At 36.0% G+C, this 20,718-nt stretch carries 23 protein-coding genes; 3 read left to right on the forward strand and 20 right to left on the reverse strand.

Translation table 11 applies throughout. The features are described from left to right. Positions 1–8 precede the first annotated feature (8 nt). From OCL94_RS09840 to OCL94_RS09905, 14 genes are all read right to left on the reverse strand, one after another. Positions 9–671, reverse strand: coding sequence for a YggS family pyridoxal phosphate-dependent enzyme (locus tag OCL94_RS09840; RefSeq protein WP_262996749.1), 663 nt, complete (start codon positions 669–671; stop codon positions 9–11). Next, on the reverse strand, positions 655–1,461 hold the full coding sequence (gene pgeF / locus OCL94_RS09845) for a peptidoglycan editing factor PgeF (protein WP_262996750.1): 807 nt from the start codon (positions 1,459–1,461) through the stop codon (positions 655–657). The genes OCL94_RS09840 and pgeF overlap by 17 nt, the downstream gene beginning before the upstream one ends. A 102-nt stretch (positions 1,462–1,563) precedes the next feature. Next, positions 1,564–2,685: a cell division protein FtsZ gene (gene ftsZ, locus OCL94_RS09850; protein ID WP_262996751.1), complete on the reverse strand. Its 1,122-nt coding sequence runs from the start codon at positions 2,683–2,685 to the stop codon at positions 1,564–1,566. 32 nt (positions 2,686–2,717) lie between these two features. Then, positions 2,718–4,103, reverse strand: a complete 1,386-nt coding sequence (gene ftsA / locus OCL94_RS09855) for a cell division protein FtsA (protein ID WP_262996752.1) — start codon at positions 4,101–4,103, stop codon at positions 2,718–2,720. Between the two features lie 135 nt (positions 4,104–4,238). Then, positions 4,239–5,138 carry a cell division protein FtsQ/DivIB gene (locus OCL94_RS09860; protein ID WP_262996753.1) on the reverse strand — a complete coding sequence of 300 codons (900 nt, stop codon included), beginning with the start codon at positions 5,136–5,138 and terminating at the stop codon, positions 4,239–4,241. Next, positions 5,139–6,479, reverse strand: coding sequence for a UDP-N-acetylmuramoyl-L-alanine--D-glutamate ligase (gene murD, locus OCL94_RS09865; protein ID WP_262996754.1), 1,341 nt, complete (start codon positions 6,477–6,479; stop codon positions 5,139–5,141). Next, complete coding sequence (gene mraY, locus OCL94_RS09870) at positions 6,480–7,448, reverse strand: phospho-N-acetylmuramoyl-pentapeptide-transferase (protein WP_262996755.1); 969 nt, start codon at positions 7,446–7,448, stop codon at positions 6,480–6,482. A gap of 42 nt (positions 7,449–7,490) precedes the next feature. Beyond that, on the reverse strand, positions 7,491–9,854 hold the full coding sequence (locus OCL94_RS09875; protein WP_262996756.1) for a penicillin-binding protein: 2,364 nt from the start codon (positions 9,852–9,854) through the stop codon (positions 7,491–7,493). Continuing rightward, the gene (gene ftsL / locus OCL94_RS09880; protein ID WP_262996757.1) at positions 9,841–10,215 is read right to left on the reverse strand and encodes a cell division protein FtsL; all 375 of its coding nucleotides are present in this window, start codon (positions 10,213–10,215) and stop codon (positions 9,841–9,843) included. Before ftsL ends, OCL94_RS09875 begins: the two co-directional genes overlap by 14 nt. An 11-nt stretch (positions 10,216–10,226) precedes the next feature. Next, positions 10,227–11,159 carry a 16S rRNA (cytosine(1402)-N(4))-methyltransferase RsmH gene (rsmH, locus tag OCL94_RS09885; protein WP_262996758.1) on the reverse strand — a complete coding sequence of 311 codons (933 nt, stop codon included), beginning with the start codon at positions 11,157–11,159 and terminating at the stop codon, positions 10,227–10,229. Positions 11,160–11,168: 9 nt separating this feature from the next. Beyond that, positions 11,169–11,600, reverse strand: a complete 432-nt coding sequence (gene mraZ / locus OCL94_RS09890) for a division/cell wall cluster transcriptional repressor MraZ (protein ID WP_262996759.1) — start codon at positions 11,598–11,600, stop codon at positions 11,169–11,171. Between the two features lie 173 nt (positions 11,601–11,773). After that, complete coding sequence (bshC, locus tag OCL94_RS09895) at positions 11,774–13,369, reverse strand: bacillithiol biosynthesis cysteine-adding enzyme BshC (protein ID WP_262996760.1); 1,596 nt, start codon at positions 13,367–13,369, stop codon at positions 11,774–11,776. A gap of 116 nt (positions 13,370–13,485) precedes the next feature. Next, a complete protein-coding gene (gene rpmF / locus OCL94_RS09900) occupies positions 13,486–13,659 on the reverse strand; it encodes a 50S ribosomal protein L32 (RefSeq protein ID WP_041635879.1) in 174 nt (57 codons plus the stop codon). A gap of 21 nt (positions 13,660–13,680) precedes the next feature. After that, the gene (locus OCL94_RS09905) at positions 13,681–14,190 is read right to left on the reverse strand and encodes a YceD family protein (protein ID WP_262996761.1); all 510 of its coding nucleotides are present in this window, start codon (positions 14,188–14,190) and stop codon (positions 13,681–13,683) included. Between the two features lie 124 nt (positions 14,191–14,314). On the opposite strand from OCL94_RS09905, the gene OCL94_RS09910 reads away from it, so the two are divergent. Further along, positions 14,315–15,379, forward strand: a complete 1,065-nt coding sequence (locus OCL94_RS09910; RefSeq protein WP_262996762.1) for a tRNA(Met) cytidine acetate ligase — start codon at positions 14,315–14,317, stop codon at positions 15,377–15,379. 119 nt (positions 15,380–15,498) lie between these two features. Here OCL94_RS09910 and coaD read toward each other — a convergent pair whose 3' ends face one another. After that, the gene (gene coaD / locus OCL94_RS09915; protein WP_262996763.1) at positions 15,499–16,002 is read right to left on the reverse strand and encodes a pantetheine-phosphate adenylyltransferase; all 504 of its coding nucleotides are present in this window, start codon (positions 16,000–16,002) and stop codon (positions 15,499–15,501) included. Beyond that, positions 15,995–16,594, reverse strand: a complete 600-nt coding sequence (rsmD, locus tag OCL94_RS09920) for a 16S rRNA (guanine(966)-N(2))-methyltransferase RsmD (protein WP_262996764.1) — start codon at positions 16,592–16,594, stop codon at positions 15,995–15,997. The genes coaD and rsmD overlap by 8 nt, the downstream gene beginning before the upstream one ends. A gap of 73 nt (positions 16,595–16,667) precedes the next feature. On the opposite strand from rsmD, the gene OCL94_RS09925 reads away from it, so the two are divergent. Next, positions 16,668–17,057, forward strand: coding sequence for a DUF7147 family protein (locus tag OCL94_RS09925; protein ID WP_262996765.1), 390 nt, complete (start codon positions 16,668–16,670; stop codon positions 17,055–17,057). On the opposite strand, the gene OCL94_RS09930 is transcribed toward OCL94_RS09925, so the two are convergent. Further along, a complete protein-coding gene (locus OCL94_RS09930) occupies positions 17,041–17,301 on the reverse strand; it encodes a YlbG family protein (RefSeq protein WP_262996766.1) in 261 nt (86 codons plus the stop codon). The two genes, OCL94_RS09925 and OCL94_RS09930, sit on opposite strands and share 17 nt — an antisense overlap. A gap of 89 nt (positions 17,302–17,390) precedes the next feature. Here OCL94_RS09930 and OCL94_RS09935 point away from each other — a divergent pair, with 89 nt between their 5' ends. Beyond that, complete coding sequence (locus tag OCL94_RS09935; RefSeq protein WP_262996767.1) at positions 17,391–18,317, forward strand: glycerophosphodiester phosphodiesterase; 927 nt, start codon at positions 17,391–17,393, stop codon at positions 18,315–18,317. Between the two features lie 250 nt (positions 18,318–18,567). On the opposite strand, the gene OCL94_RS09940 is transcribed toward OCL94_RS09935, so the two are convergent. Genes OCL94_RS09940 through OCL94_RS09950 form a run of 3 tightly spaced genes read right to left on the reverse strand, consistent with a single transcriptional unit; the run spans position 18,568 to position 20,671 of the window. Continuing rightward, entirely contained in the window at positions 18,568–19,149 is a 582-nt protein-coding gene (locus OCL94_RS09940; RefSeq protein WP_262996768.1) for a class I SAM-dependent methyltransferase, read from the reverse strand. 9 nt (positions 19,150–19,158) lie between these two features. Beyond that, positions 19,159–19,581 (reverse strand): YlbF/YmcA family competence regulator, encoded by a 423-nt coding sequence (locus OCL94_RS09945; RefSeq protein WP_262996769.1) that lies wholly within the window; start codon positions 19,579–19,581, stop codon positions 19,159–19,161. Positions 19,582–19,600: 19 nt separating this feature from the next. Further along, positions 19,601–20,671: a CAP-associated domain-containing protein gene (locus tag OCL94_RS09950; protein ID WP_262996770.1), complete on the reverse strand. Its 1,071-nt coding sequence runs from the start codon at positions 20,669–20,671 to the stop codon at positions 19,601–19,603. Positions 20,672–20,718 lie beyond the last annotated feature (47 nt).

The following is a 20,718-nucleotide window of genomic DNA, read 5'->3' on the forward strand; positions in this document are numbered from 1 at the left end:
GTTTCCTCCTATCCGACGAGTTTCGTACCGATACGAATAAACGTCGCACCTTCTTCTATTGCGATTTTGTAATCATTACTCATACCCATTGAAGTTTCTGTACATGGTGCATGGGGTAATCCTAATGCATTCACTGCTATTTGTAATTGCTTCAATTGTTTAAAATAAGTTCTAATGGCATCATCAGTTGCATCAAGTGGTGCCATCGTCATTAATCCGACTACTTCAATGTTATCATATTCAGATAAACTTTGTACAAATGATTGTACATCTTCTGGTGCTATCCCATGCTTACTTTCTTCTCCACTCACATTCACCTGGATAAAACATTTAATTTTTTTCGTTGCGCGCTTTTGAATTTCCTGTGCTAAACTCATTCGGTCTAATGAATGAAGATAATCAATATTATCAATCACTTCTTTAACTTTACGCGTCTGCAATGAACCTATGAAATGCATCGTCACATTTTGAATATGTGCTTTTTTATCAAGAAATCCTTCAATACGATTTTCGCCGAGATGCATAACACCCGCATCAACCGCTTCCTGCGCACGTTCTATTGTAACATATTTTGTCACCGCAATTAGTGTGGGTTGTTGACCATAAGGCGACTCTGCTACCGCTGTATCGATTTCAGATTGTATGACTGCTAAATTATTTTTGACTTCCATTATCATCCCTCGTTCCAATATATGCGAGCATTCTGCCCGTTTGTCCTTTTTCTAAACGATATGAGAAAAATTCATCATGTTCAGTTGAAGTGCATCGTGTTGTCACATCAATATGTTCTGCCTTGATGCCGGCATGCATCGCAATGCGTTTGTTGATTTCCTGTAAGTTAATATCATACAATGCATTCGTATTACTTTCAAAGCAATCATCCAGATTTAAATTCAAGTCAATAAACTGGCGTTTAATATCTTCATTGACTTCATAACATGGTGCACTTACAGACGGTCCTATAATACATCTTAAATCATCCACATCTCCTGTATAAGCGTTGATTAAACGATTCAGTATTAAACCAACTGTCCCACGCCATCCTGCATGGCCTAACGCAATGAAATCATTTGTCGTACTGTATAAGTATACTGGGACACAATCCGCAAAACACATCGTCAGTAATATTCCTTTTTCATACGTATACAGACCGTCAATGTCTAACCATTTAGACGTTAATGCTAAAACATTTGTACCTTTATCTTCTGCAAATACTTCCTGAATATGATTCCCGTGCTTTTGAATTGGAAATACCCAATTACGCGTATCAAACCCAATTTCATTAGCGACAATCGCCTGGTTATAATGGACATTTGACGGGACATCATCTATATATAAAGCCATATTTAAGCTGTCTTTCGGAAAGTGACTTTTACCTCCGTGACGACTCGTAATCCCGATCACTTTATCGTATGCATTGTCAACGTTATATGTATGTTGCTTTAATTGAAATGGTTCCATTGTACCCTCCAGAGTGGCATCTTATATAAAAACCGAACAAACAAAAATCAAAAAGCGACTTATGTTTGTCCGGCAGTATGGTTGATCTTTATTTAATGAAAATTATCTTCTACGACGACGTGGACGGTCTTTTAAGAAACCAGGAACATCTAAGTCATCTCTATTAGATTCTCTTTCAGGTTGTGCAGTTTGCGTCGAAGTTGCCTCAGTTCTTGGCTCACGATTCACTTGTGGTGCACCAAATGTTGATTGTGGTACATTGCGCGTCGGTTTATCATTAAAGCCAGTTGCGATAACCGTTACAACGATTTCATCTTGTAATTCTGGGTTGATTACAGTACCGAAGATCATATTTACATCTTCATCTGCAGCATCTTGTACAATATCAGCAGCTTCCTGTGCTTCGAATAATGTTAATGATTCGCCACCAGTGATGTTCATTAACACACCTTGTGCACCAACGATTGATGTTTCAAGTAATGGAGAAGAAATTGCTTTTTTCGCCGCTTCAATCGCACGATTTTCACCACTAGATACACCGATACCCATTAATGCTGAACCTTGGTTAGACATAATTGTCTTCACATCAGCGAAGTCTAAGTTAACTTCACCTGAAACAGCGATTAAGTCAGAAATACCTTGAACCCCTTGACGTAATACGTTATCTGCTTCTTTGAACGCTTCCATCATCGGCGTAGATTTATCAACGATATCTAATAAACGATCATTTGGAATAACGATTAACGTATCAACCGCTGCTTTCATTGCTTCAACACCAGCAGCTGCTTGTGTTTGACGTTTACGTCCTTCGAATGAGAATGGTCGCGTCACAACACCAACTGTTAAAGCGCCCATTTCTTTAGCGATTTTAGCAACAACAGGTGCGGCACCTGTACCAGTACCGCCACCCATACCTGCAGTAACAAATACCATGTCAGCCCCTTGAATTGCGTCTTCAATTTGTTCACGAGACTCTTCAGCTGCTTTTTTACCGATTTCAGGATTTGCTCCAGCACCTAATCCACGCGTTAATTTTTCACCGATTTGGATTTTAGAAGATGCCTTTGATAAGTTTAAAGCTTGGCCATCTGTATTAATAGCGATAAATTCTACATTGTTCATACCGTGATCAATCATTCGGTTAACGGCATTGTTACCGCCGCCCCCTACACCGATTACTTTTAATGTTGCTAAATGATTAAAGCCTTGTTCAAATTCTAACATTCAATTTTCCTCCTATATCATTGTGGCCAATTTTATTCAAATAATGATTTCATAATTTTTTTCAGTACATTTTGTTCTTGTTCTTTTTCAGGTTGTTCAAATGTTCCATCTGGTCGTTCGACGCGTTCGCCGACTGATTTAGATGTATACACTTCTGTTTCAACTGCTTTATTTGTCTTACGTTTAAAGAATCCATCCAGACCTTTCGATTTCGGTTTCTCTTCAACGTACTCTTCTACAACTTCCTCTTCAGAAGTCGCATCATGATTATTAATTGTAACATAATCTAATAGTTCATCAAAGTTAATACCACTATTGATTGTAGAAATACTTGAAGAAAATTCTGGTTTACGAATACCCATTTGTTGTGGTACGTGAATACGTACTTTTTCATTCACCATATCCGTCAATAATTCTTTAATACCTAACATGTTGGCAGTACCACCTGTAAGCACAAAACCACCGTTAATTTTATTTAAGCCCATTTCTTGTAATAAATCAAATACTTCTAAGAAAATTTCTTCTACACGCGCTTCGACGATATCGCTTAGATCTTTTTGGTTGAAGCTCATCGGTTCATCTGAATCAATTTGTGCTACCGTAAAGATATCTTGTTCAGATGCTAAATCATAAAATGCATGCCCATATTGTTCTTTTACTTTTTCCGCTTGATCAAACGTCGTATTTAATCCTTGTGCAATATCATTCGTAATCTGGCTACCTGCCATCGGAATATTATCTGCATCGAACAAATGACCACGTTCATAGTATGCGACTTGCGTTAATTGATCCCCAATATCAATCACTACTGCACCTAACTCAACTTCAGTTGGTGTTAAAATATGTTTATAGTTATAAGCATCTGAGTACACATCAAGCACATGAACCCCACAACTTTCCACACATTTCAACGTATTGACAAGCACAGAACGGTTTGTTGTAATAACACCCGCATCCACTGCTAAACTTTGCGTTGCAATCATTTCTTTCGGATCGCTTACTTCATGTAAGTCATCGACTTTAAACATTTTCGGGAATACGCCAATAATTTCAATTTCATTTGATGTATTCTTTGCTCGAATGCCGTCCAATACATCTTCAATATGTTCACCAGTGATTTCAGTAGACTCACCATTAAACGTAATTTCATGTTCAATATCATGAATTTCAGTATGAATAATCGGCATCTTTAAAAATACATCTTCAAACTCAATACCAGAAGCTATTTGTGCTTTCTTAATTGTATCTTTAATCGCATGACTTGCGACATCAAAATCATCAATCATACCTTTTTTAATACCGTCAGTAAAAGTTTGACCTGTACCTATCACATTAATGCCATTATGAAACTTTTCGCCTACAACTACCTTAACGCTCGATGATCCAATATCTATAGAAACATAGTAATGTTCTTCCATCGATAGGCACCTCCTATTTATGTTTGTTTAACATACACTATCAATATTACATTATAGACTTTATTCAGAAAACTATAAACGCTTTTTTTCACAATAAAATAATTTTTTTGTAAATTACAACAAGCGTTGTCCAGATTATTCTGTCGTTTTTGTTTGTTTCACATCTTTTAACTGTTTTTGTAAATCCTGAACAGCCTGTTCGACTTCTTTTTTCTCTTTAGAATCTTTCGCTTTCATTTCTGATTCCAATTCGAGTCGACGTGCTTCCGCCTTTTTAGATTCGTACGGAATAAATACTGCACCAACCTCTAAATCAATCATTCCGGGCTTTATAATATTGCCGTTTTGGTCACGCTTAATATTTTTCACCATGCTTGGGTAATAATTGAGCTTATCAGAAATTGTGCGTAAATCACCGATGACTTCAATGCCGTCTTTCATAAAGATTTGAATACGTGCAGATGCCTGTTCATTCGGCACAAAATTAATTTCTGATATTTGATTGGCGATAGCATTTTTCGTTTCAGAAAGCACTTTAACAAGTTGATTGAGTTCTTTCTTGCTGAAGTTATTAATGATGGGTGCATCTCCTGGTGTTGAAAAATCAACGCGATGCAATATTTGACCATTCTCAAGTACAGGATGAAATGCACTCCCGTCTGGCACGACGCCGACTAATTGATATTCATCCACATGAATATCGACTTTATTCGGAAAATGACGTTTCACTGTAACGGATTTTATACCGTCCAGATATTCAATGTTACTCGCTATTTCACCTGGGTCTATACTATAAATTCTATCCGATTTTGTTACATTTGCTTTTTTTAAGATTTTATCTTTACTATTTAGTACGGTGTCATTTACCGTCACTTTACTCACGTAACTAATATTTGTAAACATAAAGAGCAACACTAGAGTGACGAGCGCAACGACAGCTAGGAAAATGCCGAGCTGAATACGTTGTCTACGTTTGCGACGTTTCTTTTTTTCAGCAACAAATTGTGGTGTTTCGACAATTTTTTGTTCCATCATTTATTGTATTAACTTCACTTGCTGAATGAAGTCTTCTCCTCGTACTTCATATGTCGGGTATTGGTCCCAACTCGCACATGCCGGGCTTAACAATACTGTGTCACCTGCTTCAGTTTGTCCTTGTGTCTTTATGACCGCATCTTTAACATCTGTGCATTCTGTATATGCAATGTGATACAGTTGAGCAAACGCAACAAGTTTCTTTGTCGTTTGACCGAATATATACATGTGTTTAACACGGCTGATATGGGATGATAAATCGTCAAAGCCATTACCTCGATCTAATCCACCACATAACCAGTGTATCGGTGTTTCAAATGCATCCAGTGCAAAAGTCGTCGCTAACGTATTCGTTGCCTTAGAGTCGTTATAATATTTAACGTCGCCGATTGTCGTAACATACTGCAGACGGTGTTTAATCCCTTCAAATGACTTTAACGTTGCAATGATACTTTCATTTGGAATGTTACTTAATTTCGCTGCAGCAACACTTGATAACACGTTCTCTAAATTATGTTTGCCAGGTAAGACGATATCACGCACATCAATGATATATTCATCTTTAAAATATACTTTCCCATCTGCAATGTAAGCACCGTCAACACGTTCTTCTGAACTAAAGTATACGACTTGACTATGAATCGTTAATCCGTTAAGTAAATCTTTTTGCTGTGCATTAAAGATAAGATAATCTTCTGCAGTTTGATTGCGAATAATGTTTAATTTCGCACGAACATATTCATCCTGCGTGCCATGATAATCTAAATGCGCTGAATAAATGTTGGTAATCAATGCAATATGGGGTTTAAATGTTTTGATCCCCATTAATTGAAAGCTTGATAATTCAGTAATTAATGTGTCGTCTGGTTTAGCATTTTGGGCGATTAACGATGCTACAAAGCCGATATTACCGCATAATAAACCTGTTTGATTACTATGTTTAAACATATCGCCAATTAACGAAGTAACTGTTGTCTTCCCGTTTGTTCCTGTAATTCCGATCATTTGACCTTCGTTGATTTCATATGCTAACTCTACTTCAGTAATGATTGGAATATGACGTTCGATGGCAGCCTGAATTAATGGAATTGAATATGGGATACCAGGATTCTTAACCATTAACGTAACATCATCGAGTAAATCCAATGGATGATGCCCGCTAATCACTTGTATATTCAATTGTGCTAATTCTTGTGCTTCAGCGGTCTGGCTAACGTCTTTACCATCATTGACCGTAACTATTGCACCTAACTGATGCAATAATTTTGCTGTTTCATAACCACTTTTACCGAGACCGAGTACTAATATTTTTTGACCTTGATATTTTGTGATAGCTCTCATTTAGTTCACTCCTAAATAAATACCGATTAGTCCTGAAATAAGACCCACTGTCCAGAAGACAATAACGATTTTCCATTCGCTCCAGCCACCTAATTCAAAGTGGTGATGTAATGGACTCATTCTAAAGATACGTTTACCTGTTAATTTGAAAGAAGTTACCTGCATCATAACTGATAATGTTTCCAGCACAAATACCAGCCCGATGAAGATTAGTGTTAATTCTTGATTCAACATAATTGAAACAGTTGCGATAACGCCACCGAGTGCAAGTGAACCTGTGTCTCCCATGAATAGTTTCGCTTTATATTTGTTATAGATTAAGAAGCCACATAAACTACCAATTAATATAGCCAGATAGTACGTCATACCTGTGCTCATGGCGTGTTGCGCCAGGAAGAAATAACAGCTAAACGCGATAATTGATAATCCTGTTGCTAATCCATCCAAGCCGTCTGTTAAGTTCACTGCGTTTGAAAAACCAACTTGCCAGAATACGATAAACACAACATAGAATACTGATAATGGGATACCGATATTTGTGAATGGTAAATTGATTGTATTAGATAATGTTAATAAACCTAATCCGTTACTTACAATGTAGAATAACACTGCAATCACGATTTGAAAGAGAAACTTTTGTTTCGATGTTAAACCTTGATTGTTCTTCTTTACAACGATAATATAATCATCTACGAATCCGATTAAACCGAATCCTAACGTCACTAATATTAAGAGCAAGATTGGACCTTTATCTGCAACAAAAAATGTTGCGATAATACTTAATACAATCGTACTTAATAGAAATGTTAAACCACCCATTGTTGGTGTACCACTCTTTTGCTGATGGCTCTCTGGCCCTTCTTCCCGAATGGATTGCCCAAATTTCATACGCTTTAATAACGGAATAAATAACGGTACTAAAATCGCTGTTAATATAAATCCTAACACGCCAAATAATATTGCATTCATGTGATTCACTTATCAGTTATGCACTGATTCCTTTCTTCTCAATTAATTTGATTCTGATGATTTTGTTTCAGTTGTACTCTCTTCTGATGTATTCGACGCTGTCGTGTTCGCCTCTGTTGTCGGTTGTTCTGTTGTTTTACTGTCACCAGACGACTGTTTGTCGTTAGACTGACGCTTCAATTCATCTTCTAGTTGTTGCTTTAGTTGATTTTCTTCATCTTTCTTGTTTGCATCAATGATATTATCATACGCTGGTGATTGTTTCAGCGGATCTAATGAATCCATAGAAACGACTACTTTATCACCTTTACTCACTTGGCTATTTGGATCAATCGATTGTTTAACGACATAACCACTACCATCAAACTGAACTTTAATTTGTGTCAGCTGTTCAAACATTAATAAATCACGTTTTGACCATGATGTCATATCCGGCATTGTCAATTTGCCATCTGTTAATAAGAATACTCTGTCTCCAGATAACAATTCTTGTTTTAAAGGTAATTGCGCAATCACTTTTTCGCCACCACCTAATACAATCGGTTTAAATCCTGCATCTTCTATTTTTTGTTTCGCTTTTTCAACAGTTAACCCTGTCATATCTTTTACTTCATGTGATAATTTTTTATTTTTATCTTTCGATGTACCAACATCTAAATACTTTAATGTGTTTTCCATCAGTGGTTTATAACCGTTCGACACACCTAAGTTATATGCTTCTCCTGCATTCTTCTGTGCAAGTGACATACCATAGTAAATAATTACTCTCGGATTTTTCGCTGGTGCATACCCCATAAAGCTTACCATGTAAGGTTGATAACCCTTTACATAACCGCCATTTTTAGTATCAGGCACTTGCGCAGTACCTGTCTTACCTGCGATTTTATAATCATCGATACGGTAACTATACGCATGCATTTCTGAACCATATACGACGTCATATAGTGCATCCATCGTTTTATGCGCTGTCGATTTCGATATCGGATGTCCGACAACTTTTCGTTCACCTTTATAAACGACACTCTTATCCGGGCTTACGATATCTTGTACAAAATACGGTTTAAGCATCGTACCGTCATTAATAATCGCTGTTTCTGCCTGAATCATTTGCGCTGGGCTAACCGTCGTAGATTGACCGAATGCCGATACTTTTTTACTTAATTCGTCACCCCAGGAAATATTACCTGTCACTTCAGAATCGAATAATGAGTGCGTTGATTTACCGAAACCAAACTTTTCATAATAGGCTTTCATCTTATCTTCACCAACGTCATCCTGCAATTTCATCATTAACACGTTTGAAGACAGCTGGAATCCTTTATTCATGGAAATCATACCCCAACCGACATCGTTCCAGTCGGAAATGACACTATCACCTATTTTTCGTTCACCTGATTTATATTTCTCATTGGCATGATATTTGCCTTCTTCAATCGCTGCGGCAAGTCCATACGTTTTAAACGTTGATCCTGGTTCATATGTATTTTGATATAGGTTGTTTGCCCATTTCTCACCGAAATTCTCACGCGTTTGAGGGTTGAACGTCGGACGTTGGCTATACCCTAATATTTCACCTGTTTTTGCATCTGCTACGACTGCAAATAAATCTTTCGGTTCATATCGTTTTACCATTGCATCTAATGAATCTTCTACAAAGATTTGAATATTTTTATCAATCGTCAGTTTGACATTATCACCATTCACTGCAGGGATGACGTCACCTGATTTCGGCAATACATATTGCCATATATCCTGCTTGAAGCTTGTTTTGCCTGCTTTACCGGATAAATATGTATCGAATATCTTTTCGACACCGAGCATCCCCTGAATTTGATTCGTATCTGGATTTTTCTCTGCGTACCCGATTAAGTGTGATGCAAAGTTACCATTTGGATAAAAGCGTTTCTTTTCTGCGAAGAATGTTAAGCCAGGTAATTTTAATTTCTCGATTGATTTTTTTTGATTAAACGTTAAATCTTTACCTGCTTTACCAAACTCAACCTGGAATGCTTTCTTCGTATTTAATGTTTTTAATATTGATTTGTAAGGCATATCGATAATTTCACTTAATGCTTTTGCCGTTTTCTTTTTATCAACAACATGACGCGGTGTCTGACCTTTTTGGCTCATACGTTCATCAAGAACAGCCACTAATTTGTACGATTCAATGTCTTCTGCTAACACTTCACCATTACGATCGAGAATTTTGCCACGTACCGGCTGATTCACTATATTTCGTACATATTTTTCACTCGCACGCATCGTCAAATCTTGTCCACTAGAATGACCTGTAACCATAATGAAAGTATATTTTAAAATCAATGAAAAAAAGAGCAGTCCGAATAACAATACTAAAAGGACCGCTCCTATTTTATTTTTTCTTATTTTCAACTTAGTTCGTGACATTTTTTTGCACTACCTTTACGTTATCATTATTCAAGCTTAGTCCAAATGACTTCGCTTTACTATAGACACGCTCGTAAGAAGATTGTTTCATCACTTCAGAATTTAATTCACCATTTACTGATTTTTGGTGAACAATGTTCTGTTCAATATCAGCAATGTTACTATTCGTTTGATACGCATCATATTTTAAAGATAGCATATAAATACTCACGAAAGCAATCAAAGTCACTAAAGATAAATAGACTAATTTCTCTAATTTAGATAACGAAACAACATGGGTTTTTATTACTGTTTTCGTTGCTACTTGTTGTTGTGTATTAACTTGATCATAATAATTGTGATTCATATACTCGACTGCCATGTTGTCACCTCTTATTTTAATATTTCAACAACTCTAAGTTTTGCGCTGCGCGCTCTATTATTGTCATCTAATTCTTCTTGTGTTGATACAATCGGTTTTTTATTGACACGTTTTAATTTCGGTTTGTATTCATCCGGAATAACTGGTAATCCTCTCGGAATATCCGGTCCTTTTTCGTATTCCTGAAATACTTGTTTACACAATCTATCTTCAAGAGAGTGGAACGTGATGACAGAAATTCTGCCGCCTACTTTCACAGCTTGAATCGCTTGTTCGATAGATTCTTCAAAGGCACCTAATTCGTCATTAACCGCAATTCTAATCGCCTGGAATACACGCTTTGCAGGATGTCCTCCTGTACGTCTGGCGGGTGCCGAAATTGCATTTTTAATAATTTCAACTAATGCAGTCGTTGTTTCAATCGGTGATTGTTCACGACTACTTTCAATCTTTCTGGCAATTTGTTTCGAAAATTTCTCTTCACCATATCGAAAGAAGATTGAGACTAATTTCTCGTATGGCCATTCATTCACCACTTCATATGCTGATAATGATTGTGTCTGATCCATACGCATATCTAATCTTGCATCCTGGTGATAACTAAATCCACGTTCTCCAACATCTAGTTGTGGACTTGAAACACCTAAATCATACAAAACTCCATCAACTTTATCAACATTTAGCATTGATAATATGGCATTTAAGTTTCTAAAGTTATCTTTGACGAAAGTGACTTTGTCTAAATGATCTTTCAAAATGATGTGTGCGTTATCTATCGCTGTCTGGTCCTGATCAATTGAAATCAATCGACCTGTCGTTAATTGTTCGACTAAATAAAGACTATGACCTGCTCCACCTAACGTACAATCAACATATACACCTTCAGGATTAATATTTAGTTGATCGACTGTTTCTTTCAATAATACTGTAACGTGATGGAACATAATACCCTCCTATAAATCAAAATCAATTAACTCTTCAGCAATTTCTTCGTAGTGTTCTTCAGTTTCATCGTAGAAATTATTCCAGTTATTTCGATCCCATATTTCTATGCGTGTAGAAACCCCAATAACTGTACATTCTTTCATAAGACCGGCATATTCCATTAAATTTTTAGGAATATTAATGCGACCTTGTTTATCAATTTCTACTTCCACTGCACCAGAGAAGAATAATCGCATAAATTTTCTGGCATCGCGTTTAGTAATTGGTAAAGATTTGAGTTTTTCTTCTATTCTTTTCCATTCATCTAAAGGATACCCGAACAAGCATTTATCAAGGCCACGCGTGATTACGAAATGTTCAGTTAATTCATCTCGGAACTTTGCAGGTACAATCATGCGACCTTTTGTATCCAATTGATGTTGAAATTCACCCATGAACATATACATCACCTAGCCTTAATATAAATTTACCACATCACACCACTTTCCTCCACTAATTATACAAAACTTTTTTTATTTTTATTTTTGACATAAAAAAATCCCCCCACTATGCCTTTTTGGCAAGGTGGGGGGAAATCCCAAAATCAATTCAATTGTAGAAAATAAGTGGTGCATTATGGTTTTAAAATGATATGATCAAACGAATACGTTGGTAACACATCAATCACTTGAGCAAAGATTGCCATGTGATGATTGTTCATCAATTGTAGTGGGTGCATTATACGTTCCTGCAATCCACCACCTGGATTTAATATATTTCCGATTGCATTCAATGTTTTAAAGTCAATATCATGTCGACGTTGAATATCTTGATGATAACGCTTTTTAAAATATTCAAACTGTCGTTGATGATAACGTAAATTGTCATGTAATAATTGTTTCGTGTCCGCCGATACATTTAACAATTGCATCCCTTCATAATCTTTTTCAAGCTGCTTCATTGTAGAAGCCATTTGACTTAATAATACCGGATTCGCTTTAGAGCTTAAAAATGCATTTAAGAACGGTTTAATACTTTGATCAAACAACGCTTCAAATGTAATGTTAAAGCGACTCATGTCTTTTAATACTTTTTCTGTTGTGTATGTGATACGCATACGTGGTACAACAGGTGGCATTTCAACGTTAGCATAGTCAAATACTTGCTTCAGTTCGCCCCAGTATTTGATTTCAGATGGGCCACCAATAAAGGCAAGTGTATTAAACACCATCTCTTCCATTAATGGTCGTGTGACGACGTTATTACTGAATAGATGAGGTGCCGCCTGAATCTTTGAACGGATTTCAGCTTTCGTAAAAGTAACGTCAGATTTCGGCAGGACATATTGTCCATCAATATATTTCAACAATTGACGCTTACCTTCGTACATCATAAATAGATGGACGTTCGTATCCGTTGTAATTTGTTGTTCGTCAATTAATAACTGCATTTGCTGTTGGCCTGTGCGGAACGCTTCGTCGATGGCCTGGTGATGATCAAACATCCAGACGAGGATGTCTTTTTCCAATGCTCTTAACGCATCATTCTGGCTATCTATGAGCAGTAAGCCGTACGATTTAAATAATGTATGAATAATATACTGAAAATGATCTGTCCAATTGAATGGCAAATCTTGCAACAAAGCGTGCACTGCTTTCGTCAATGGCGTTTCAGTTAGACTTGAAATGAAACGTTTTATTGTATATGCAAGTGCGTCTTGCTCAAATGAAAGCTTTGAAACACTATCCGTTACATCCTCTGACGGATGATATTTAATCTTTTGAACATTTCCATCTTTATCGTAAACATGCACATGATTCACTTCATCAAAGTCATGATCTTCACCAGCGATCCAAAAGACCGGAATGATTGCTGTATTTAGTTTTTTCGATTGCGCTTGTGCCAATACAATAATTGATATAATTTTATGTATCGTATATAACGGGCTTACAAATAAACCAGCCTGTTGACCACCAATGACAACTTTATGCCCGGCTTGTAAGCGTTCAATGTTTGTTAACTGCGCATTCGATAATTCGAATTTAGACATGTAACCTTTAATTACTTCACCTAACTGATGTTCCAGACCATTGGCTGGTGTTTGCAATCTTACTTTATAACTTTCATCTTTTGTTACATCATATTGGTATTGTGACAATACTTTATCCTGATGTGTATAGCGTGCGATAAACGCACTATCTTTATCTGCTAACTGCTTTAATATCTCCACTTTGTTTACACCTCGCATTTTATCATTATTCAGTATAAAGATTATTTTTCGCAAATACAATTTTACGGCTTGTTAATTAAAAAAAGTGCATCGCTCATGCGATGCACTCATAGGTATTATTTTGAAACGACTTCTTTACCGTTGTATGAACCACAAGATGGGCATACGCGGTGAGATAATTTCATTTCGCCACATGATGGGCATTCAACCATACCAGGTACTGATAATTTGAAATGCGTACGACGTTTTCTTTTCGCTGTTTTAGATGTTCTTCTAAATGGAACTGCCATTGTATTTTGCCTCCTATCGATCTAGTTTTCAGACATACTGTCTTTTAAAGCTTGAAGTTTAGCAAGCCTTGGATCAACCTTAGGCTGTACTTCTATTTGACTTTCATCAATGACTTCCCACCCTTTACCCTTCGTTAGTTCTAAATCAACATCCTCTTTTACCACACGTACAGGTTTGTTAATTACAACTAACTCTTGAATAACTGGCGTTAAGTCAATAACACCATTCTGAATGGCGTGTCTATTCTCATCATATTCAACATAATCGTTATCATCAAAATATTCAACTGAATGAATGTCAAATGGTACTTCAACATCTTCAAGCGTTCGTGCACAAGTCATCACGAATTGTCCAGTAACATGAAGATCAGCGACTACTTCGTTTGACTTAGGCGTTAATTTCCCTTTCACCACAATGGGTGATATATCAACTAACTGTAAGCTAGAGATCAAATGATTTAAGTTGATTTCTGATTCAAATGGATAACCATTATCACGGTGTTTTCTTAATTCAGCTAATGACCATTTCATATGGTTTCACCTCTTACAAACACAAAATTTATTTTACCTCTTTTTATAACACTTTGTCAAGATTTTTTCTTAACATCATTTTCTGTTACAATCAACATTATAAACTGATGTAAGGGGAATTACAATGCAGACAATCGGAATAATTTGTGAATATAATCCATTTCATAATGGCCATCAATATCATATTGCACAAGCAAAAAAATTACATCCTGATGCAACCATTGTCGCTATTATGAGTGGGCAATTTGTACAACGTGGTGAACCTGCATTTGTGAATAAATATATCCGTACAGAAATGGCACTGGATTATGTCGATTTAGTTGTAGAACTCCCTCAAATCTATGCGGTAAGTTATGCAGATGATTTTGCGCTTGGAGGCCTTCACATTGCAAAGTTGCTACGTCTCGATGGTTTATCATTCGGTAGCGAAAGTGGTGAATTACAATACACTGAAATCGCACAACCGACAACAAAAGAGATTCGTACAGGGGCGGCCTATCCTAAACTAATGGATCAAAGGCTTAAATCAAACGATATATTAGGCAATGCATATTTAAAAGCAAGTCAGGCAATATACCCATCGATTAAATTAATGCCAATTAAGCGCTTAGGTAATGACTACTTAGATGAGACGTTAACCGGAGAAATATCAAGCGCGACTGCTATCCGTAAAAATTACTTTAAAAAGACGGATATTTCAACGACGATGCCACGAAGTGAACTGGTTATAAATCCGGTTAAATGGGAAGATTTTTTCCTGCTACTGAAGTATCGTATTATATCGATGAGCACTGAAGAACTTTCTGAAATTTATACGATGTATGAAGGATTGGAAAAAAGACTAAAGAAAGTGATTGGTCAAGTTGACACGTTTGATGACTTGATTGAAACAATGGTATCAAAACGTTATACGAAAAGTCGCATTCAGCGATTACTTGTTTACATATTGTTGAATATAAAAGAAGATGATGTGAATGCATTAAAGGCTATCTCAGCAATACGTGTGCTGGGCATGAATGATAAAGGTAGAACACTGATTAAATCAATTGATAATGTTAATATAATCACTAATATAAACCGAGAAACACGTGAGCATTTCAGTTTAGAAATCAAGGCAACTGAAATCTATAATCTTATAAGTGGCAGTAACATGACCGATTTTAATACGCCTGTGTTATATAGAAAGTGACATTTTATTTGTAATTCGCATGTAGTATAGTACGCGGCTGTATTTTCTATTTATAGCCGCGTATCAATATCCTCATCACATAAAAAACCACATCCATATCCGATGTGGCTTTTCACGATTTACTTTTCTTCTTCCGCTAACTGCTGATACTTCTCTTTCAATGCGATCTCAACATTCTTCGGTACAATGCTCGACACATCCCCACCGTATTTCGCAACCTCTTTTACCATGCTCGACGAAATAAAAGAATATTGATTATTGGTCATCATATATAACGTTTCAATATCATCATTCAACTTCTTATTCATACTCGTCAATTGCATTTCATATTCAAAGTCTGACACGGCACGTAATCCACGTACAATTTGTTGTGCCCCTATCTTTTCACAAAAATCGACAAGCAATCCAGAAAAATAATCTACTTTAACATTCGGTAAATGTTTTACCGCTTCTTCAATTAATGCTAACCGTTCTTCAATTGAAAAAAAACCTGTTTTCTTTGAATTATTTAACACGGATACATGGACTTCATCGAATAAACCACTACTTCTTTGAATAATATCTAAATGTCCTTTAGTGATAGGATCAAAACTTCCGGGTACGACTGCGATTGTTTTATTCATGTTTACCTCTTAATATGATTAGTTTTGTAATGCCATACGTTTCATTTTTTACGACTTCAAAGTCTAACGTATCAATTTGTTCGTTCTTTTCACATTCTATAAGGATTTGCCCACCTTTTGCAAGTAAATCAAATGATTGAATTAACGGTAATGCTTCATTGACGATATTTTTTTGGTACGGTGGATCTAAAAAGATCATATCGAATTGAACATCGCGTTTATTCAATGCTTTCAATGCTCTTTTATAATCATTTTTATATATTTCAACGTCTTCTTCGACAAATGACGTATTTTTCTTAATCATTTGAATCGCATCAAAGCTACCATCAACAAAGATAACTTTTGACAATCCACGACTGAGTGCTTCAACACCAAGTCCGCCACTCCCGGCAAATAAATCAAGCCCAATACCTTCCATCGGTCCTAATATATTAAACATTGTCTCTTTAATTTTATCTGTCGTCGGCCTTGATGTAACGCCTTTCGGTGCTGTTAATGGAAATCGTTTATACTTCCCTGCAATTACACGCATGTGATACTCCTTTAAACATATTTTTTTGCTTTGAACCACGCTCTTTTTATGTGCTATCATACTTTGAACAATCATGCTTTGTATGAACAATCTATAGTATAATGATAAAAACGATAAAAAGGAGACGCATTTTATGAAACAATCATTTATTTCACTTGGTGATGGCTATAGTGATTTATTCGAACTTGAACAATTAATGAAATACAATCACACCCGTACTGATTGTCTATTATTCTTACATACGACGCTTGAAGCGACACCGAAAACATCGGTTGTCCTCATTATGAATCCGACAGAAGACGGTAATTTCCAGGCGATGTATAGTATATTCGAAGGCATGAACTATCCATATCCAACGCGCAATAAACGCTTTGATTTAGTCAAATCATGGGCTGAGCAATACAATATAAACATTAAAGAATTTGATGTAAAAGCAAAACATTACTTTTATGAAGATGCACTTTACCATCAATATTTAATCGGTGTATTGCGACTGCAACGCGTAATTAAACCGATGCATTAATTTGTTTTGTATTCGAACTATAATCTGTTTTAAGTTGTTTATAAGGTGATATGAGCACGTTCGTTACAAATTTTAGTTTTTCAAGCTGAGCGAGTGTCGATTCAACGTTATCCTGGTTGACATACATCGACACCCACTTTTCTTTACGATTACTATGGACGATGTGTCCGTATTTTCTAATTTGGCGCTCATGTTTATGGCTTTTTAAGTAAATTATTAATTGTTCTCTTTGAACTAAAGTCATATCGTTCTTTCCTCTCATTCAGCTTTCTTTAATAGTATCACTACTTTTGATAAAATTAAAATAACAAATTTATAGTGGAGGTTAAACCTTTGAAAAAATATACGTTATTAAAATCAGCAGCAGTTGCCGGACTTACATATTCAATTTCAGTAGCAGCGACTAAAATGTTCAGTCATCAAGCACCACGCAAGATTAAACCTTTCTTCAGTCAACGGGCACCATACATATTTGCACATCGTGGAGGTTTAGGACTTGCACCGGAACATACGATGGCTGCATTTCAACAGGCTGCCGAATTACAAGTCGATGGCTTTGAAATTGATATTCGCTTAACGAAAGATAATGCAATCGTCGTCTTTCACGACGCGCTCGTTGATCGTGTTTCTAATGGATCTGGACTGGTGAGTGAACATACGCTTGAAGAATTACGTGCATTAGACTTTGGTTATCACTTTAAAGATTTAAATGGAAATTATCCATTTAGAGGTCGACAAGACGCTAAAATCGTCACATTAAGTGAGTTATTCGAAGCATTCCCGGATATGTTAATTAATATCGATATTAAAGACCTTTCGAATACGGTTAAAGGGAAGTTAGCACCCGCACTACTTTATCAATTAATCGTCGAGAAAAATTCATGTGATCGCGTTTGTGTGACAAGTTTCGATGATGAACAAATTATGCGTTTCAATCAATTCGCGCATGACAAAATAACGATTGGTGCCGGACAAAAAGAAGTTGCACGTGCGTTTGCAGCTTTCCATTCTGGTTTTAAACATACGTATCAGCCACAAGCAGATACATTTCAAATTCCCGTTCAATTTAATGGCATACCGTTAAATAGCGAGTCGTTTATTGCGTACTTACAAAAGCTAAATATTGCAGTAGGCTACTGGGTAGTCAATAGTATTGATGAAATGGACGATCTACTGAAACGTGGCGCACACACTATCGTGACAGACAGACCAGATATCGCAATGCGCTTAGTCCACGAGAGGCTATCGAACAAGGTGTAAGCTGCGAGCAAACTGGAATCAATCTCTAGAAATCGGTCTTTGATTTCGAAGAGATTGGTGAAGTTTGTCTAGCAGTTGCTTGTGAGATGCCGTTTATGAGGCTATCGAACAAGGGGTAAGCTACAGTTAATATGCTGAGTAAAAGATTGTATCTTCTATTTACTACCGCTTGTGCTTTAAGTTTATATCAGCACCAATAATCCCCTCGCCACAATCTTAAGTGTGTGAGGGGATTATTTTAGCTTACATGCTACAATCCTTTATGTTTCACTTCATAAATCTCAATTCCACGAAAATGCGTTATATGGTCGATTTCTAAGTCAACCGGTTCAAACAACTGTTCCAGCTGTTGTTTCCGATTAATAAATAAATTCACTTTATAATAAAAAAGTATGCGCCCTTTTTTCTTGAGAATTCGCTTCAATTCTACTACTAGTTTATCTTTATCATAAAACGTATCAAACGCTTGATTGATTAAAATATAATGAAACTTTTTATCTTTATATGGCAGTTTTTCAGTCGATGCAATTTCATAACTATAATGCGGATAAATATGCATCGCTGACTGTAAATTTCGAATAGACTGGTCTAATATAAACCCTTTTATATTCGTTACTTTATCCAGTGTACTGACCCATCTCCCCGAATGACAACCGATGCATAATACTTTTTGATGGTATTTCAATGACAAGTACTGTGCTAAATATTTCTCAAATATTGGCACAAAAATTAAATCACTATTTTTCGCTTTATATAATCGTTCATCCGGTCGATTCAAAAATTTAATTTTTTTCTCCCATTTCGTAATTAACTTCTGCTCATCAATACCCATGAATACCTCCTAGCTGCATCCACACCCACTACTACATGTATGCGTCTCAAAAAATGGATTCCCTTTTTCAACTTTTATCGATGGTGATACACTTTCAGTTATAATGACAATCACTTCATCCAGTAAACTTTGTAACGTTGTCTCAAGTAATTTAACTTGCGCCACTTCAGGATGCATATCATATGCTTTTTTCTTCCGTCTTGTTTCCAGTATCACAGATTGATAATCCGGGTGATATCTACCAAATCGATTGACTTCTTCATAACGTTCTTTTATTTTTATAACGTCATGTTTTAACTTTTGCACTTCTTCATTTTGTGCAAGTGCAATATATGCATTTTTATATTGTTGATAAGCTTCACTATTCATAATCATTTGATTTAAAGTTTCTGCTTCTTCTAATACATTTAATACGTCTGAATCAAAAATCATACTGACACGTCCTCAACTGCTATTCTTTATTATCATGTTCAATAAATATTAATGAATAATACGATCCCGATATACCGCCACCCATTTCATTAATATCACGATTCAACATGTTCTCACGATGCTTATCTGAATTCAACCAGCTATTGATTAAACTCGGTACATCATCAAAATTATACGCGATATTTTGCGATAAATGTAAATATTCAATATCCATCTTATTCAATTCGTTACCAATTTCGTCTTGTACTTGTTTCACTTTCTCTTTCTTATCTTTATTTAACGTCGCCACCTGAAATTGTGCAACATGATTAATCAACTCATTCGTTTCTAACGGCTCTCTCCCGTTAATCTTACGCATATAATTCGTAACTTCAAACATCGTTAATACTTTATTACTATTAATCGCTACTTCATCTTTCGTATGCGTAGCTTCATTAGCAGTCTTCTCTATCGTCTTACCTTTACGACTCATCGCATACGGTTGCATCACGACTAAACTCTCAGGATTAATATAACGCAACGCCATCACTTTATTTGAAATTCTATCGATGTACACTTGCACAAAGACATTATCGTATTGAATTAATGTTTGCGTCTTTATATCCACTTCTGTTAACTGGAATTGAAACTCCCCTTGCTTCGTTTTAATGATTGGCTCACTGACGATCGCATTCCCATTAAAGATATCATCTGCGCTCTCGCCAACTTTAAATGGATACGTATTGGCATCTTTCCCTGTCGCATAAAGCATGACGATTGTCTTATCTTTAACGCCAACAATATAGTACTGCTCGTTAAATTCGTAGATAAAGTTTTTATAGTTAAAGTTTGAATCATATATACGCTTCGGATATCCGAAACGCTTCGTAAATGTATCAATATCTTTGCCGATATAGACACCTAGTCCTTTATTTAATTTCGGTCGTTTGATGTTATTTTGATTGGATTGTTTAATATTTTTATCCTGTGCAACTCTTTCTTTCGCAGGATTTTCCAGCACATCAAATTGCATTGATGGTGAATAAAATAAGTAAAATAAAAACACACCCATTAAAAATATTAATAACAATTTAATGAAAATACTTTTCAACAGCACACCTTCTTTTTCTGTTTCTTATTACTATTTTAACATTATTT

The sequence above is a fragment of the Macrococcus capreoli genome (assembly GCF_025628935.1).
Taxonomy (GTDB): domain Bacteria; phylum Bacillota; class Bacilli; order Staphylococcales; family Staphylococcaceae; genus Macrococcoides; species Macrococcoides capreoli.